General features: G+C 73.0%; 10 protein-coding genes and 1 pseudogene. 8 read left to right on the plus strand and 3 right to left on the minus strand.

The genetic code is table 11. From position 1 onward, the window contains the following. The first annotated feature begins 28 nt into the window (after positions 1-28). From AC1DW8_RS20585 to AC1DW8_RS20615, 7 genes are read left to right on the plus strand one after another with little or no spacing between them, the layout of a single operon-like run. The gene (locus tag AC1DW8_RS20585; protein WP_478095701.1) at positions 29-1,864 is read left to right on the plus strand and encodes a glycosyltransferase family 4 protein; all 1,836 of its coding nucleotides are present in this window, start codon (positions 29-31) and stop codon (positions 1,862-1,864) included. Then, positions 1,861-2,784: an ABC transporter permease gene (locus AC1DW8_RS20590; RefSeq protein WP_056827488.1), complete on the plus strand. Its 924-nt coding sequence runs from the start codon at positions 1,861-1,863 to the stop codon at positions 2,782-2,784. Before AC1DW8_RS20585 ends, AC1DW8_RS20590 begins: the two co-directional genes overlap by 4 nt. Position 2,785: 1 nt before the next feature. Further along, positions 2,786-3,565 (plus strand): ABC transporter ATP-binding protein, encoded by a 780-nt coding sequence (locus tag AC1DW8_RS20595; protein WP_478095702.1) that lies wholly within the window; start codon positions 2,786-2,788, stop codon positions 3,563-3,565. Beyond that, entirely contained in the window at positions 3,562-4,773 is a 1,212-nt protein-coding gene (locus AC1DW8_RS20600; protein WP_478095703.1) for a glycosyltransferase, read from the plus strand. Before AC1DW8_RS20595 ends, AC1DW8_RS20600 begins: the two co-directional genes overlap by 4 nt. A 19-nt stretch (positions 4,774-4,792) precedes the next feature. Then, the gene (wecC, locus tag AC1DW8_RS20605) at positions 4,793-6,052 is read left to right on the plus strand and encodes a UDP-N-acetyl-D-mannosamine dehydrogenase (protein ID WP_478095704.1); all 1,260 of its coding nucleotides are present in this window, start codon (positions 4,793-4,795) and stop codon (positions 6,050-6,052) included. A 13-nt stretch (positions 6,053-6,065) separates the two neighbouring features. Further along, positions 6,066-7,295, plus strand: coding sequence for a non-hydrolyzing UDP-N-acetylglucosamine 2-epimerase (wecB, locus tag AC1DW8_RS20610; protein ID WP_478095705.1), 1,230 nt, complete (start codon positions 6,066-6,068; stop codon positions 7,293-7,295). Further along, complete coding sequence (locus AC1DW8_RS20615) at positions 7,288-8,574, plus strand: nucleotide sugar dehydrogenase (RefSeq protein WP_478095706.1); 1,287 nt, start codon at positions 7,288-7,290, stop codon at positions 8,572-8,574. Before wecB ends, AC1DW8_RS20615 begins: the two co-directional genes overlap by 8 nt. Positions 8,575-8,776: 202 nt before the next feature. On the opposite strand, the pseudogene AC1DW8_RS20620 reads toward AC1DW8_RS20615, so the two are convergent. Continuing rightward, positions 8,777-9,549: pseudogene (locus AC1DW8_RS20620) on the minus strand (isocitrate lyase/PEP mutase family protein). A gap of 91 nt (positions 9,550-9,640) precedes the next feature. On the opposite strand from AC1DW8_RS20620, the gene AC1DW8_RS20625 reads away from it, so the two are divergent. Next, positions 9,641-10,528, plus strand: coding sequence for a hypothetical protein (locus AC1DW8_RS20625; protein ID WP_478095707.1), 888 nt, complete (start codon positions 9,641-9,643; stop codon positions 10,526-10,528). Positions 10,529-10,535: 7 nt separating this feature from the next. On the opposite strand, the gene AC1DW8_RS20630 is transcribed toward AC1DW8_RS20625, so the two are convergent. Both AC1DW8_RS20630 and AC1DW8_RS20635 read right to left on the minus strand, forming a co-directional pair. Continuing rightward, positions 10,536-12,635 (minus strand): multicopper oxidase family protein, encoded by a 2,100-nt coding sequence (locus tag AC1DW8_RS20630; protein WP_478095708.1) that lies wholly within the window; start codon positions 12,633-12,635, stop codon positions 10,536-10,538. 233 nt (positions 12,636-12,868) lie between these two features. Next, entirely contained in the window at positions 12,869-17,680 is a 4,812-nt protein-coding gene (locus tag AC1DW8_RS20635; protein ID WP_478095709.1) for an ATP-dependent helicase, read from the minus strand. Between the last annotated feature and the right edge of the window lie 85 nt (positions 17,681-17,765).

A 17,765-nucleotide genomic window follows, 5' to 3' on the forward strand; every position in this document is an offset into this window, starting at 1 on the left:
TTGGGGGTGGGACTGCAACGTTCGGTGCGTGACCTCCAGACTCGGCGCCAGTGTGGCATCCGCGCTCGGCGCCCCCGGTCCACGCGATGCAACGGGGAGTCGAACAGTTGGTGACGTCCCGACCACGACGGCACTGCTCGTCGCCAACCTCCCCGTCGCCGCGTGCGTGGCCCGCTCCCACCTCGCCCGCAACCCGTGGCAGGCGGTGTGGGTCGGCGCCCGGGTGCTCCCCGCCGGCGCGCAGCGCGAGCTGAGCCGGCGCAGCCGCGGACCACTGTCGGTCATCGCCGCCGCGGCCTCCGGACAGCGCGAGCTCGCTCGCCGCCGTCTCACGGACGAGCTGCGTGGCGCGGGTCCCCGGCGGGCACAGCACCTCCTCGCAGCCGCGGCCGCGACAGGCCAGCTGGACGGGATCGATGGCGCCACAAGCGGATTCACACAGGCCACGACGGGCTCCTCCGCCGCCTACCTCGCCCACGCCGCCGGCGACGTCACCGGTGCGCAGCGCGCCCTCGACGGCCTGCGCAACCCTGCCGCCCGAGTGCACCGTCGCTGGCTGGCCGGCGAGCGCTCCGTCCTGACGGGCGCGGCACTCGACGGACTTCCCACGACGACCGACGGCCCGCACCGCGCGTCGTCCACGGCGACCCGCACCTCCGTCGTCCACGTCGTCACGAACTCGCTGCCCGAGGTGCAGGCCGGCTACACGGTGCGCACGCAGGGCCTCGTCGCCGCCCAGCGCGCCGCTGGGATCGACGCGCACGTGTGCACCCCGCCGGGCTTCCCCGTCGCCCAGGGACACCTCGGCGCGGCGCCGTCCACGACGCTCGCGGGCGTGCCCTACCACCGTGACCTCGCGGCCGGGCGCCGTCTCGATCTCCCGGACCGCCACCTGGAGGCGTATGCCGTCACGGTCGCCGCGCTCGCCCGCGCCGTCGGTGCCGACGTCGTCCACGCGCACTCGAAGCACGTCAACGCCCAGGCCGCCCTGCTCGCCGGCCGACGCCTCGGGGTGCCCGTCGTCTACGAGGCCCGCGGGTTCCTCGAGGACACGTGGCGCACGCGCGGCGGGGACGCCGACAGCGACTTCTACCGCTGGACGCGCCGGACCGAGACGCGCTGCCTCTCGCTCGCCGACGCCGTCGTCACGCTGTCGCAGAGCATGCGCGAGGACGTCGTCGCGCGCGGCGTCGACCCGAAGCGGGTCCACGTCGTCGGCAACTGCGTCCCCGACGCCCTGCTCACCGACGTCGTCGACGGCGGACCCGTGCGCGCGGCCCTCGACATCCGCCCCACCGACGTCGTCATCGGCACGGTGTCGACGCTCAACGCGTACGAGGGCATCGACGTGCTCCTCGACGCGGGTGGCCTGCTCGACGACGCCCGGCTCGTCGTGCTCGTCGTCGGGGACGGTCCGGCCCGCGAGCGTCTGACCCGTCGCGCTGCCGAGCTGCGCCGGTCGGGCACGCGGACGCGCTTCGTCCTCACCGGGCGGGTGCCGCACAGCCGCACCCACGAGCACCACGCGGCCATCGACGTCTTCTGCGTCCCCCGCCGGGCCACCCCGGTCACGACCCTCGTGCCGCCCCTCAAGCCCGTCGAGGCGATGGCGCTCGGACGTCCCGTCGTCGTCACCGACCTCCCGCCGCTGCGCGAGCTCGTCGGCCCCGACCGCGGACTCGTCGTCGAGGGCGCGGACCCGCAGCTGCTCGCGCAGGCGCTGGGTGAGCTCGTCGCCGACCCCGACCGGCGGCACCGGCTCGGGGCGAGCGGACGCGACCACGTCGCGAGCGAGCGGACGTGGTCGGTGGCCGCGGCGGCATACGGACAGGTCTACGAGCAGGTGCAGGCGGTGGCGGCATGACGATCGGGAGCGGCAGCGTGGTGGAGAGCGTCGAGGCGCCGGAGGCACGGACCGAGCGGGCCCGACTCACCCCCGAGGAGGCGGCCGCCCTGGCGCGCCGTGCCGGCCTGGAGGAGCTCGGCGTCCGGCCGGGCCTGCTCGGCTACGCCCGCGAGGTCTGGAGCTACCGCCACCTCGTCTGGCACCTGTCGTCGGCGCAGGCCTGGGCGACGAACCAGAACAACTACCTCGGCCAGCTGTGGGCGGTCCTCAACCCGTTGCTCCTCGTCGGGTCGTACTACCTGATCTTCGGGCTGCTGCTCAAGACCCGCGGCGGCACGTCGAACTACATCGCGTTCCTCACCATCGGCATCTTCGTCTTCGGCTACTCCGCGAGCGCGATCATCGCCGGCTCGCGGGCCGTCGTCGGGCAGATCGGGCTCGTGCGCGCATTGCGCTTCCCCCGGGCCGTGCTGCCCATCTCGGTGACGCTGACGCAGTTCCTCGTCAACGTCCCGGCGTTCGCCGTGCTCATGGTCATGATCCCCCTGACGGGAGAGCCGTTCTCGCCGCATTGGCTGCTGTTCCCCGTCGCGCTCGTGTTCCAGAGCCTCATCAACCTCGGCCTCGCGTTCTACCTCGCCCGCGTCGTCAACACGGCCCGCGACTCGGCCAACCTCGTGCCCGTCGGTGTGCGGCTCGCCCGCTACGTCTCGGGCGTCTTCTTCTCGATCCCGCACTACGCCGGCTACGGGCTCGTCAGCGCCCTGCTCCTCTACCAGCCGCTCGCCGTCAGCATGACGACGGCGCGCGAGGCCCTGATGGACCAGTACCCGCTGACGTGGGGCAGCTGGGTCGCTGCCGCGGCCTGGGGCGTCGCGCTCAGCGTGACGGGAATCGTCTTCTTCTGGCGCGGGGAGGGTCGCTATGGGAGCAACTGACGTGGCTGACACGACGACGCCGAGCGTCGTCTGCTCGGGGCTCGACATCGTCTACACGGTCTTCGGCGCCAAGCAGAAGGGCACCGACACGGGCGGCCAAGTGCCGCTCGTCGAGCGACTGCTGACGAAGCGCAACCCGGTCAGCTCGGTCCGCAAGGTGCACGCCGTCAAGGACGTCTCGTTCGTCGTCAACCACGGCGAGGCCGTCGGCATCATCGGTCGCAACGGCTCGGGCAAGAGCACGCTGCTGCGCGCCGTCGCCGGGCTCATGCCCCCGACGAACGGGCGCGTCTGGGCCTCTGGACGCCCGTCGCTCCTCGGCGTCAACGCCGTGCTGCTCACGGGCCTGACCGGCGCCAAGAACGTCATGATCGGCGGTCTCGCGCTCGGCCTGACGCCACGCCAGGTCCGTGAGCGCTACGACGACATCGTCGACTTCAGCGGCATCGGGGACTTCGTCAACCTGCCGATGAGCGCCTACTCGTCGGGCATGGGGGCACGGCTGCGCTTCGCGATCTCGACGGCGGCCGCCCCCGACATCCTCATGATCGACGAGGCCCTCGCGACCGGTGACGCCGAGTTCCAGGCACGCAGCCGCGACCGCATCGCCGAGATCCGCCGCGACGCGAGCACCGTCTTCCTCGTCAGCCACAGCAACGCCGCGATCCGCGAGTCGTGCGACCGCGTGCTGTGGATGGAGCAGGGACGGCTCGTCATGGACGGCCCCACGGACGAGGTCGTCCGGGCCTACGAGCAGTCCCACCGGAAGGCTCCCGCGTGAGCCCTCACCCCGCACCGCGACGCGACGGGACCCTGCGCGCGCTCGTCGTCACCGTCGTGCACCACCCCGAGGACGCCCGCATCCGGCACCGCGAGATCGGCGCCCTCCTCGACGCCGGCGTGCAGGTCACGTATGCCGCCCCCTTCGTCGCGCACGGCCTCGACCTCCCCGACGTGGCCGGACTGCGCCCGGTCGACCTCCCGCACGCCACCGGGCGCTCGCGCGGCGAGGCCTTCCGGGCCGCCCGGCGGCTGCTGGCCCACGAGGCTCGCGAACACGACGTCGTGATCGTCCACGACCCCGAGATCGTCGCTGCCGCAGCGGGTCTGCGCCTGGACAACCTCGTCTGGGACGTCCACGAGGACACCGCTGCCGCCATCGAGGCGAAGCCCTGGGTGCCGGCACGTGCCCGCGCTCCTCTCGCCAGTGCGGCCCGCGCCATCGAGCGGCACGCGGAGCGTCGGCACGAGCTGATCCTCGCCGAGTACGCCTACGCCGACCGCTTCGAGCGGGAGCACGTCGTCGTGCCCAACACGGTGCGCGTCCCGGCCACGGCGACGGCGCCCGGCGCGTCGCGTGCCGTCTACCTCGGCTCGCTGACGATGGCCCGCGGCGCGGCGACCCTCCTCCAGACCGGGCGGCTGCTCACGGTCGCCACCCGCGGCGAGGTCAAGGTCGAGATCATCGGGGGCGCCCGTGACACCCGCACCGCCGACACCCTCGACTGGGGCGTCAAGTGCGGCCACGTCGTGCACCACGGCTTCGTGCCGAGCGCGCGGGCCCTCCCGATGCTCGACGGTGCCCTCGCCGGCCTGTCGCTGCTCGAGGACCGCCCGAACTACCGCCACTCGATGCCGACCAAGGTCATCGAGTACATGGCCCACGGCCTGCCCGTCATCACGACGCCGCTGCCGCTCGCGGCCGACCTCGTCGAGCGATCGGGCTGCGGCGTCGTCGTGCCCTTCGACGACGCCGAGGCCACGGCCGCCGCCCTCATCGAGCTGGCGCGCGACCCCGAGCGACGCGCGGCGCTGGGACGGGCCGGACACGCGTACGCCCGAGAGCACCACGACTGGAACGTCATCGGCCGCGACTTCGTGCGCCACGTCACCGACCTCGCCCAACGCCACCGCGGCGCGGGCGAGCCCCGTGACGTCGCCGAGCGACCCAGCACCTACGCCCACCCCGCCACCCACCAGCAGCACTGACAGCACAGGGAGATCCACCATGTTCGAGGACGGAATCGCCGTCATCGGCCTCGGCTACATCGGCCTGCCCACCTGCGCCGCCCTCACCCGCCACGGACTGCGGGTCACGGGCGTCGACGTCAACGAACGCACCGTCTCGGAGATCAACGCCGGACGCGTGCCCATCGTCGAGCCGAACCTCGACGTCGCGATCGCCTCGGCCGTCGCCGACGGCCTGCTCACGGCGACGACGACGATGCCGCACGCGTCCGTCTACCTCATCGCGGTGCCGACCCCGTTCATGGGCGACCACGAGCCCGACCTGCGGCACGTGCGCTCGGCGACCGAGGCGATCGCACCGATGCTCCGTGGCGGGGAGGTCGTCATCCTCGAGTCGACGTCACCTCCCGGGACGACAGAGCTGATCTCCGAGTGGATCTCGGACCTGCGCCCCGACCTCAAGCTGCCGCACCTGGGCGGCATCTCGGACGTTCACGTCGCACACTGCCCGGAGCGGGTGCTGCCCGGCCGGATCATGGTCGAGATCTTCTCCAACGACCGCATCGTCGGCGGTCTCTCCCCCGAGTGCGCGCTGCGCGCCGCGGAGGTCTACCGGCTCTTCGTCACGGGCGAGATCATCCTCACCGATGCGAAGTCGGCGGAGATGTCCAAGCTGACCGAGAACGCGTTCCGCGACGTCAACATCGCCTTCGCCAACGAGCTCGCCGAGGTCTGCGAGCACATCGGCCTCGACGTCTGGGAGGTCATCTCGATGGCCAACCACCACCCGCGCGTCAACATCCTCCAGCCCGGCCCCGGGGTCGGCGGCCACTGCATCGCCGTAGACCCGTGGTTCATCGTCTCGGCGGCCCCCGAGCAGGCGCGGATCATCCGGGCCGCCCGGGAGACCAACGACGCCCGCCCGGGCACCGTCATCCGGAAGGTGTCCGACGCCCTCGTGGCCGCGGGCCGCGGGGACGGGCAGGGCGCGACGGTGGCCTGCCTCGGTCTCGCGTTCAAGGCCGACATCGACGACCTGCGCGAGTCGCCGGCCCTGCTCATCACCGAGACGCTCGCCGCCGAGCTCCCCGGCACCCGGGTCCTCGCCGTCGAGCCGCACGTCGGCGCGTTGCCCCCGGCCCTGGCCGCCCTGCCGAACGTCGAGCTCGCCGCGACCGGACAGGCCATCGAGGAGGCGGACGTCGTCGTCCTCCTCGTCGACCACGCCGCCTTCCGGTCCATCAGCCTCGGCGACCTCCGCGGTCGCGAGCTCGTCGACACCCGCGGCCTCTGGCGCTGAAGGAGATCCGGACATGAGCACTGCACTGCCCACGGCCCGACACCGCGTCATGACCGTCTACGGGACACGACCCGAGGCGATCAAGATGGCCCCGCTCGTGGCGGCCCTCGAGGCCGACGAGCGCATCGAGCCGGTCGTGGCCGTGACCGGTCAGCACCGCGAGATGCTCGACCAGGTCAACGCGCTCTTCGGGATCCGTCCGGCCCACGACCTCGACCTCATGGCCCCGGGGGCGACGCTCGCCGAGATCACGGCCCGCACGGTCCTCGCCACCTCGGCCCTGCTGCGGGAGACCCGCCCCGACGTCGTCGTCGTCCAGGGCGACACGACGACGGTGCTCGCGACGGGGCTGGCCGCCTTCTACGAGCACATCCCCGTCGTGCACCTCGAGGCGGGCCTGCGCACGGGTGACGTGCGCTCGCCCTTCCCCGAGGAGGCCAACCGGCGCCTCACCGCGCCGCTCGCCGACCTGCACCTCGCCCCGACGGCGACGTCCAGGGCGAATCTCGTGCGCGAGTCGATCGACCCGAGCCGCGTGCCCGTCACCGGCAACACCGTCATCGACGCGCTCCAGTGGACGACCGCCCAGCCCGTCGAGTTCGACGACCCGCGCGTGGCCGAGGCCGTCGACCACGCGACGGGTGGGCGCGACCTGCTCCTCGTCACCTCCCACCGGCGTGAGTCGTGGGGTCCCCGGATGGTCGAGACGATGACGGCGATCCGCGACCTCGCGCTCGACCGGCCCGACCTGCAGGTCCTCCTGCCGATGCACCGCAACCCGATCGTCCGCGACGTCATCGAGCCGCTGCTCGGGTCGCTCGACAACGTGCTGCTCACCGAGCCGCTCGACTACCACCAGTTCGCGCACGCCCTCGCCGGCGCCACCGTCGTCCTCACCGACTCGGGCGGCGTGCAGGAGGAGGCCCCGAGCCTCGGCAAGCCGGTGCTCGTCCTGCGCGACACGACCGAGCGCCCCGAGGCCGTCGAGGCCGGGACGGTCCGCCTCGTCGGCACCGACGGCGGCACGATCCGCGCCGCCGTCGAGGAGCTGCTCGACGACGCCGATGCCTACGCCGCGATGGCGAACGCCGTGAACCCGTACGGCGACGGTCGGGCCGCCGAGCGGTCGGTCGCCGCCATCGCCGAGCTGCTCGGCCTGGGCCACCGGGCCCCGGACTTCGACCCGAACGAGTCCACGCGGGAGGCTGCGTCCGCCAGCGACTCCCGACTGGTCCGTGTCTGACCGGCGACGCCACGACGTCGTCGTCGTGGGGCTCGGCTACGTCGGCCTCCCGCTCGCGCAGGCCGCGGTCGGCGCGGGCCTGTCCGTCGTCGGTCTCGACGCCAGCGCCGTCGTCGTGGCCTCCCTCGCGAACGGCCGGTCGCACGTCGACGACCTGACCGACGAGGACGTGACGAAGATGCTGGGCTCCGGCTTCGAGCCGACGACCGACCCGACCTGCCTCGCCGAGGCCGCCGCGGTCGTCGTCTGCGTGCCGACGCCGCTGGGCGACGAGGGCGGCCCCGACCTCGCCGCCGTCCGGGTGGCCATGACCGAGCTGTCCCGGCACCTGACCCGCGACACCCTCGTCGTCCTCGAGTCGACGACCTACCCGGGCACCACCGACGAGGTGGTGCGCCCGATCCTCGAGACGACCGGGCTGCGCGCCGGGGTGGACTTCGCCCTCGCCTTCTCGCCGGAGCGCGTCGACCCGGGCAACACGGCATACGGCATCGGCAACACCCCGAAGGTCGTCGGCGGGCACACGCCCGCGTGCACGGAGGCGGCCTGCGCCTTCTACTCGCGCTTCGTCGACACCGTCGTGCCGACACGGGGCACCCGCGAGGCCGAGACGGCCAAGCTGCTCGAGAACACCTACCGCCACATCAACATCGCGCTCGTCAACGAGATGGCGCGCTTCTGCCACGACCTCGACATCGACCTGTGGGAGGTCATCGCGGCAGCGCGGACGAAACCCTTCGGTTTCCAGGCGTTCTACCCGGGCCCGGGCGTCGGCGGCCACTGCATCCCGATCGACCCGAACTACCTCTCGCACAACGTGCGCACGCGGCTCGGCTACCCCTTCCGCTTCGTCGAGCTCGCCCAGGAGATCAACGCCTCGATGCCGGCCTACGTGGCGCGCCGGGTGCAGGACGCGCTCAACGAGGACGGCAAGGCGCTGCGCGGGGCGCGGGTGCTGCTGCTCGGCGTCACGTACAAGGCCGACATCGCCGACCAGCGCGAGTCGCCCGCCGTCCCCGTCGCCCGCCGCCTCCTCGAGCAGGGCGCACGCCTGTCGTTCCACGACCCCCTCATCGACCACTGGGACGAGCTGGAGCCCGAGCTCGGGGGCGCCGCCATCTCGGTGCCGCACCTCGAGGCCGCCGTCGTCGACGCCGACCTCGTCGTGCTGCTGCAGCGCCACCGGGACTACGACGTGGACGCGCTCGCGCGAGCGTCGCGCCGCTTCCTCGACACCCGCGGCGTCGTCACACCCAGCGAGCACGCTGAGCGTCTCTGACGCCTCCTCGCCCACCTCGACGCTGCCGCCGACCTGCATCACCTCGAGCAACTACGACCACGTCGTGGCCGGGCGGGCCTACCGGTCAGGTGGTTACGCGTACGCCCTCGGCTCGTACCAGAAGCTCGGGCTCTACAACACCTTCTACACGGCCACGCTCAAGCAGTCCTCCCCCGGCTAGTGGGAGAGGTGCTGAGCAGGCTCAGTTGAGCGTGCGGGTGCCCTCGGGCAGCGCGCCACCGGCATAGACGTCCTCGGCGAGACGGGCCAGAGCGGTCAGGGCGACGTTCTGGCTCCACGGGCCATAGGACACCCGGGCGACGCCCAGGCGCTGCAGGGCCGCGAGGTCGAGGGAGCCCGGGACGGCGATGACGGTGAGCTTCTGCGGCCCCAGCTCCTCGACGAGCCGGCTCACGGCCCCTTCGTCGAGCTTGCCGGGGACGAAGAATGTCGAGGCACCGGCATCGAGATAGGCGCGGCCCCGCTCGACGGCGTCGGCGAGCACGTCGGCCGGGTCGCGGTCGCCGGCCTTGACGTAGGCGTCGGTGCGGGCGTTGAAGACGAAGGGGATGCCGGCCCGCTCACCGGCGGCGACGGCAGCCTCGACGGCCCGGACGGCGTCGGGCAGCGACTTCATCTGGTCCTCGAGGTTGGCGCCGACGATGCCGACGTCGATGGCGCGGGCCACCGTCTCGGCGGCGTCGCCGTAGCCGGCCTCGAGGTCGGCCGTGACCGGCAGGTCGACGGCGGCGGCGATGCGGCCGACGGCCTCGATCATGAGGTCCCTCGGGATCTGCTCGCCGTCGGATAGCCGTACGACGCCGCGATCGAGTGGCTCGCCGTGGCGAGCGCCTTCGTGCCGGGGGTGTCAGCGACGACGCGGGCGGTGATGACGTCCCAGACGTTGACGACGAGCAGCAGCTCGGGGTCGCGGTGCAGGCGCTGGAGCTCCTGGGCCTTGGCAGCGGTGTCCATCTCGGGTCCTCTCGGTCGTGGTGCTCGACGAGTTGGACGTACCCGGACGCGACGGGGCACCGACGGCCTCGTTCGCGGCTAGCATCGCGACGTGATCGGGTCGTACGCGTCCGCCGGAGCCTGGGGTGCCCGCTACGGTCCCGTGCTCATCCGGCGGATGCTCGACCGCGAGCGTGCCGGCACCTACGTGCTGCTCGTGCTCGCCGAGCTCGCCCTCGTCGCCGCCTTCGCGGGCGTGCTCGTGGCACTGCTCATCGTGACCCGGGACGAGGTGCTCTGGCTGCGCGCGCTCGGCGTCGGCACCTTCGCGATGGCCACCTGCGGCGCGGTCCTGTGGGTCGTCGAGGCGGCCACGCGCTGGTCGTGGAGCGTGCGGCGCCCGGAACGGCTCGTCCTCGCGGCAGCGCCGTCCGGGGCCGCTTCGACCGCCGTCCTGCGCTCACACGGGTCGTTTGCGACGCCGCTCACCAACGCGGTCCTCGTGACGGCGTGGTGCGCCTTCATGGTCGTGCTCACCGCGCCCGTGCCCTGGGCAGCCGTGGTCTTCGGCCTCGTCACGCTCGCCTCCGGTGCCCGGCTGGCGCCCTTCGTCCTGGGTCGCGCCTCGGTGGGCGGGGTCTACCTGACGCCGACCGCGGTCGAGCTGCGCTGGGGCGTGCGGTCGGCGAGCGTGCCCTGGGATACGGTGCTCGGCCCCCCGGACGACCTCGCGCACGGCCTGGCCGGGGCGACCGACGCCTCGGGTGACCGGGCCTTCCCGGTCGACGTGCCCCTCGACGTCACCGACCAGCCGATCGCGGGTCGGGTCGCCGTGCCGGTCGCCTACCTCTGGCTCCGGGCGGACGAGCTCTCCGAGCTCATCGGGTGGTATGCCGCCCAGCCGGCTCTGCGAGCACGCCTCGGCACGCAGGAGTCGCTCGCGTGGCGGCCGACGGCGCCGAGCGCCGTGACGATGGCCGACGGCGACACCTTCTCCTGACCCGAGGTCAGCCGCTCGGCTGGCGGTGCTGCCTGGGTCCGATCCGGTAGGGCCGCATCATCTCGTTGTCCTCGTGCTCGACGATGTGGCAGTGCCAGACGAACTGGCCCGGGTTGCTGAACCTGGCCCGGATGCGCGTCACCTCGCCCGGGTAGGCGATGACGGTGTCCTTGACGCCGCTCTCCCAGGCCTCGGGTGGGCGGGGATCGCCTGCCGGCCGGGACGGTGGTTCGGTCTCACCGGCCTCGTTGGTCACCAGGGCCTGTCGGTCGATCACCTCGAACGTCGTCTCGTGGACGTGCATGGGGTGGGCGTCAGCCGTGAAGTTGTGGAACTCCCAGATCTCGGTGTCTCCGACGCGAGGACTCTCGGTGACCGGGTCCGCCCACATGAGGTGCTCCGGATTTCCCTCGCGGTCCACGGTGCCCAGCATCGCCTCGGCGGGTCCGTCCCAGGCGCTCGACATCATCTCGAGCAGGCCGAGTCGTCGGGTGCGCGTCTCGGCCGGCAGCGGCACGAGGGCCGGCAGGCGCAGGAACCGGGGCGGTGTCGTCGGGTCGGGCCCGGKGGCGGGCACGACCCGGAACTGCAGGACCTGGCCGGTCGTGTCGGGGTCTGCCGCGTCGAAGTCGTCGTCCGGCTTGCCACCGCCGAAGGGCTCGTCGGGGCCGACGTTGGCCAGGACGTGCTTCCCGAGAGGCACGTGTGTGAAGTCGACGACGATGTCGGCGCGCTCGGCGAGGCCCATCAGGAGCCGGTTGTCGTGGTGGGCAGTGAGGTTCACCGGCGCAGCCAGGAAGCCGCCCTCGTTGCCGATGGCCCAGACCTCCACGCCGGGGATGTGGGCGAAGTCGAGGATGAGGAAGCGGGACTGGCAACCGTTGAGGAAGCGGAACCGGTAGCGGCGCTGCTCGACGACCTGGAAGGGCCAGGTGTTGCCGTTGACCATGATCGTGTTGCCGAAGAACTCGGGATTCCAGATCGGTGAGAGGTCCGTGTCCGGGACGAAGCCCGGGTCCGCCGCCGTGGCGCCGTCGAAGAACTCGCGGCTGTCGGGGTAGAAGAGGGAGCCATCCTCGTTGAACGCCCGGTCCTGGATCGCGACCGGGATCTCGTAGTAGGCCTTCTTCGGAGGAGAGGCGTCTCCCCTCTTCGGCGCGGGTCCCGGCAGCACGGCAGTCGCCCCGGAGCGGACGTCGAGGACGGCCTCGTCACCCTGCGGTCCACCCCTGATGAGGAAGAACCCGGCAGGCCCGGCGTACACGTTGAGGCGGGTCATGCCGAGTGCGTGGTCGTGGTACCAGAGCGTCGACGCACGTTGGTCGTTCGGGTACTGGAAGACGGCGTAGCCCGGGCCCCACTGGGGGCCGAGTGTCCGGGCCGCCTTGTCCTTGAAGAAGGCGTACCAGGTGCCCTCGGTCGCGTATCCGGTCGGTAGGTTGGCAGCGGCCGGCAGGAACCAGGCCTCCGGGTAGCCGTCGCTCTCGTCGCCGACTCCAACCGCTCCGTGGAGGTGGGTCACCATGGGCACGGGGCCGGTGTAGCGCCCGGGCGTCTGCCGGAAGGTCGGCCGGGTGTCACGCCCGACAACCCCACCGGGCGGGTTGGCCCAGTGCAACGTCGGGTCGACCGGCAGCAGGTGCGGCAGGTACTTCCCGGCGGTGTCCACGAGACCGTTGATCCACTTGACCCGCACCGGGCGGTCCCAGCGCGACTCGATCGTCAGCGACGGGGCGTGATGCAGCAACAGTCCCTTCTTGCTGTCAGAGGTCACGGCGCCGTAGCCCCACACCGTCGTCGCGGGCAGGCCGGCGGGAAGGATCTGCTGGGAGAACTGCTTCACCGAGATCTCGTAGTAGTCGGCAGGTTTGCCGCCCTTGCGCTTGATGGACCCCGCGCGCGGCATCACCGGCGGTACGAGCAGCGGTGTCACGAACTTCGGCACCGTCGAGGGATCGAGCGTGCCACCGAGGACAGCGGCGACGGCCTGTCTCGTGCCGTCCGGTGCGTAGGCGTAGAGCACGAACCCCGCGCCCGCGACGCCCGCTGCCCTGATGAAGCTGCGCCGGCTCAGCTGCCGGGGCCGTGTGTCGCCTGGGTCCTGCATCGTTCTCACCGTCCAGCTCGGCGACAGCTCCCGCGGGTGGGGTGTCCCCGCCTGCGCTCGGTGGCCGCCTGGGGCGCCTTGCCCCCTCCCTGCCAGAGTCGCACCGCGACAACCCCAGGACCAGGGAATCAGGAACAATGCTGTGAGATCCATGTGACACCCCTCAGGGCGGATTCCCTGTCGTACCAGCACGATCGTGACATTTCACGATCAGCGACAGACGCTGCGGCGCGTCAACGGCGCAGGCGCAGTCCCCGCGGTGTCATGTGGAAGCCGGCCTGCGACAGGGCCTGCACGAGCGGGTGGTCGGAGCCGAGCACCGAGGCGCCGTCGGCCTTCTCGACGGTGAGGCGGCCGAGGGCTCCCTCGCGGACGGCGAGCGCGAGGGCGTCGGCCGCAGCCTGGAGTCGCTCGGGGTCGTCGGACCAGCAGAGCATCGTCTTGCCGCCGCGCTCGACGTAGAGGACGAGCTCGCCGTCGACGAGGACGACGAGCGCCCCGGCCTTGCGGCCGGGCTGGTGGCCCTTGCGGCGAGGCGCCTGCGGGGACTCCGCTGGCTCATCAGCGGCGTCGGTGAGCCCGCGCTCGGGCCAGCCGATGGCGGCACCGTAGGGGTTGGCGGGGTCGCTCGCGGCGAGGACGAGGGCCGGCGGCCCGGTGCGCTCACGCCCGGCCGTAGAGTCCTGGGCCCCCGCACCGGGCAGCCGTGACATCGACCTGAGCCGGTCGACGGCCCCCGTCGAGGCGAACTGCGAAGCGCCGAGGCCCTCGACGAAGTAGCCGCGCCGGACCTTGCCGGCCTCCTCGGCCGCGGCGAGCACGCGGTAGACCGCCGCGAAGCCACCGGGGACGTCCTCGGTGACGACCGACCCGCGGGTCAGCACGCCGTAGCGGTCGAGGAGCAGCTCGGCGTTGGTGACGGCCCGGGCCGTCGGGTCGGACTCGGCGGGCGGCAGCGACGTCCAGCGACCGACGCCGGTCGAGGGCCCGGACCCGACCGCGCGACCTGCGGCCAGCGCCTTGCCCGTCGCAGCCTCCTCGGCGGCCTCGACCTGCGACGGGCTCGTGCCGGCGAGGGGACCGCGCAGGGAGCCGAAGCGGCCCAGCGAACCGCGCCGGCCGGCATACCTCGTCGACCGGGGTCCGGACGTCGTGCGCTTGTGGGCGGTGCGGCCACCGGCGAGGAGGGCACGCAGCGGCGCGATGGTGTCGTTGGTGATGCGCCCCGACCACAGCAGCGACCACAGCGCGTCGTTCAGCTCGGTGTCGCCGAGCCCGACCCGCGTCGAGAGGGCCCGGAAGAAGTACGCGCCACCGCCCTCGAGGGCCTCGAGGACGGCCTGCTCGTCGTCGGTGAGGTCGACGACCTCGGGTGGGGTCAGCGTCAGGTGCGCGGCATCGGCGAGGTGGAGGCTGACCCAGCCGTCGTCACCGGGCAGCGAGCCGTGGCCGCGCCAGACGACCTCGCCCGAGCTCATCACCTCGTCGAGCAGCGCCGGGCGGTAGTCGGCGACGCGCGCAGGGAGCACGAGCGACTCGACGGCGCTCGCCGGGACGACCGCTCCGGTCAGCTGCTCGACGGCGCGGAGCAGGCCCTCTCGGCCGCGCAGGCCGCCACCGACGCCCTGCCACTGCGGGAGGAAGCGGGCGAGGTCGGGCTGGGCGACCGGCTCGACCTCGTGGCGCAGCGCGGCGAGCGAGCGGCGCCGGAGCAGCCGGAGCACCTCGGCGTCGCAGAACTCGGGGCCGTGGCCGCCGCCGTTCTCGGTGGGGAGCAGCTCGCCCTCGACGACCCGACCGGCCGAGACGAGACGGCGCAGCGCGTCGTGGACGACCGCCGGACCCACGCCCCACCACGCGGCGACGGTCTGGACCGCGAAGGGCCCGTGGGTGCGGGCGAAGCGCGCGACGAGGTCGGCGAGCGGGTCGGGCACCGGGTCGAGGAAGGCCTGCGGCACGCCGACCGGCAACGCGGTGCCGAGGGCGTCGCGCAGTCGCGCGGCGTCCTCGATGGCAGCCCAGCGCTCCTCGCCGCCGACGCGCACGGCGATGACGCGACGGGCCGCCTCGAGCTCGGCGAGGGCCGACTCGACGGCGGCCGGCTCGAAGCCCTCGGCCGCACGGGCGACGATGTCGCGCACCGACAGCGGGCCGAGCACCCGGAGCAGGTCGGCGACGTCCTCGCCGTCTCGGGCGCCGCGCTCGGGCGTCAGCCGCTGGAGCTCGGCCTCGGTGCGTGCGACGGCCTCGGGGTCGAGCAGGTCGCGCAGCGCGAGCGCCTCACCCTGGCCGAGCAGCTCGGAGAGCAGCGACGGGTCGAGCGCGAGGGCGGCGGCCCGGCGCTCGGCCAGCGGTGAGTCGCCCTCGTAGAGGTACTGCGCGACGTAGCCGAAGACGAGCGACTTGGCGAAGGGGCTGGGCTGGCTCGACTCGACGTCGACCACCTTGACCGCCCGCGACCGGATGTCGCCCATCAGCTCGACGAGACCCGGCACGTCGAAGACGTCCTGGACGCACTCGCGCACGGCCTCTAGGACGATGGGGAAGCTGGGGTACTGGCTCGCCACCTCGAGCAGCTGGGCGGCACGCTGCCGCTGCTGCCAGAGCGGCTGGCGCTTGTCGGGTCGGCGGCGAGGCAGCAGGAGCGCCCGCGCCGCGCACTCCCTGAACCGCGCGGCGAACAGGGCCGATCCACCGATCTCCTGCGTCACGAGCTCGCTCACCTCCTCGGGCTCGAGGGTGACGAGCTCGACGAGCTGCTGACCGACGGCAGCGCCGTCCTCGAACTCGAGGTCGGGCAGGCGGAAGACGATGCCGTCGTCGCCGTGCATGGCCTGGACGTCGATGCCGAAGCGCTCGCGCATGCGTGCGGCGACGCAGAGCGCCCACGGTGCGTGGACCTGGCCGCCGAAGGGCGAGAGCACCGCGACACGCCAGTCGCCGATCTCGTCACGGAAGCGCTCGACGACGATGGTGCGGTCGTCGGGGACGTGCCGCGTCGCCTCCTTCTGCTCCGTGAGGTAGCCGATGAGGTTGTCGGCGGCCCACTCGTCGAGCCCGGCGGCGGTGACCCGCGCGCGGGCCCGCTCGGGCGTCAGGCCCCCGATCTCGCGGACGAACCCGCCGAGGGCGCGCCCCAGCTCGGCCGGCCGGCCCTGCTGGTCGCCCTTCCAGAAGGGCAGCTTGCCCGCCTGTCCCGGCGCGGGGGTGACGAGGACGCGGTCGTGGGTGATGTCCTCGATGCGCCACGTCGACGTGCCGAGGGTGAAGACGTCGCCGACCCGCGACTCGTAGACCATCTCCTCGTCGAGCTCGCCGACCCGACGACCGGGCCCCTCACCGGACGCGAGGAACACGGCATACAACCCCCGGTCGGGGATGGTGCCGCCGCTCGTGACGGCGAGGCGCTGGGCGCCCCGGCGGCCGGAGAGCGTGTCGGTGACGCGGTCCCAGACGATGCGCGGGCGCAGCTCGGCGAACTCGTCGGACGGGTAGCGGCCGGCGAGCATGTCGAGCGTCGCCTCGAGGACCGAGCGCGGGAGGGAGGCGAAGCTCGCCGTGCGGTGCACGAGCGCCTCGACGTCGGCGACGGTCCAGTCGTCCATGGCGCACATCGCGACGACCTGCTGGGCCAGCACGTCGACGGGGTTGGCCGGGACGCGCAGGGACTCGATGGCGCCGGCGCGCATGCGCTCGACGACGACGGCGGTCTGCACGAGGTCGCCGCGGAACTTCGGGAACATGACGCCCTGGCTGACGGCACCCACCTGGTGGCCCGCCCGACCCACGCGCTGGAGGCCGCTCGCCACCGACGGCGGGCTCTCGACCTGGATGACGAGGTCGACGGCGCCCATGTCGATGCCGAGCTCGAGGCTGCTCGTCGCGACGACGGCGGGGAGGCGCCCGGCCTTGAGGTCCTCCTCGATGGTGGCCCGGTGCTCCTTGCTCACCGACCCGTGGTGGGCGCGGGCGAGCACCGCCGGCGCCCCGCGAGAGACCCCCGCCTGGGCCATGACCTGTGCGGGCGGCCGCGTCGAGAGGGCAGCGAAGCTGGGGACCGGGAGGTCCTCCTGCTCGGCGAGCCGCTCCTCCCAGATCTCGTTGAGGCGCGAGGTGAGCCGCTCGGCGAGGCGGCGCGAGTTGGAGAAGACGATCGTCGAGCGGTGCTCGGCGATGAGGTCGACGATGCGCTCCTCGACGTGCGGCCAGATGCTCGCCTGTGGCGCCTGGCCCGCGGCCGGACCCGAGAGGTCGGGCACGCCGGGTGATATCTCGGCCGGCGCGCCGCCCAGCTCGCCCATGTCGGGGACCGGCACGACGACCTCGAGGTCCCACTGCTTCGTCGACTCCGGCTGGACGATCTCGACCGGGCGACCGCCCGCGAGGTAGCGCGCGACCTCCTCGACGGGACGCACCGTCGCCGACAGGCCGACCCGCTGGGCGGGGGTGGGCAGGATCGCGTCGAGGCGCTCGAGGCTGAGGGCGAGGTGGGCGCCGCGCTTGGTGCCCGCGACCGCGTGGACCTCGTCGATGATGACCGTCTCGATGCCCTTGAGCGCCTCGCGCACCGTCGAGGTGAGCATGAGGAAGAGCGACTCGGGGGTCGTGATGAGGATGTCGGTGGGCGTGCGGGCGAAGGCCCGGCGCTCGTTGGCCGGGGTGTCGCCCGAGCGGACGCTGACGGTGATGTCGGGCGGCGCCAGCTCGAGCCGCGTCGCGGCGTGGCCGATGCCGACGAGGGGCGCGCGGAGGTTGCGCTCGACGTCGACCGCGAGCGCCTTCATCGGCGAGACGTAGAGGACACGGCACCGCTCGAGCCGCTCCTCGGGGACCGGCTGGCTCGCCATCCGGTCGATGGCCCAGAGGAAGGCCGACAGGGTCTTGCCGGAGCCCGTCGGGGCGACGACGACAGTGTGGTGGCCCGAGCTGATCGCGTCCCACGCGCCGGCCTGGGCGGTCGTGGGCGCGCTGAAGCTGCTCCGGAACCACTCTGCGGTCGCCGGAGAGAATCGGTCGAGCACGTCGGCCCGCTTGCCCTTCGCCATCGGGGTCAGCCTGCCATCCCCTGCCGACACCACAAGGCCCGCCGGACGGCATACGTGCACGTATGCCGTCCGGTGGGCCGTCACG

The sequence above is a fragment of the Terrabacter sp. P2_E3 genome (assembly GCF_056403915.1).

What these genes read in the sequence shown, in the direction of transcription:
- AC1DW8_RS20590 (WP_056827488.1), top strand. Translation starts at nt 1,861, where the DNA reads ATGACGATCGGGAGCGGCAGCGTGGTGGAGAGCGTCGAGGCGCCGGAG.
- AC1DW8_RS20635 (WP_478095709.1), bottom strand. Translation starts at nt 17,680, where the DNA reads ATGGCGAAGGGCAAGCGGGCCGACGTGCTCGACCGATTCTCTCCGGCG.
- wecB (WP_478095705.1), top strand. Translation starts at nt 6,066, where the DNA reads ATGAGCACTGCACTGCCCACGGCCCGACACCGCGTCATGACCGTCTAC.
- wecC (WP_478095704.1), top strand. Translation starts at nt 4,793, where the DNA reads ATGTTCGAGGACGGAATCGCCGTCATCGGCCTCGGCTACATCGGCCTG.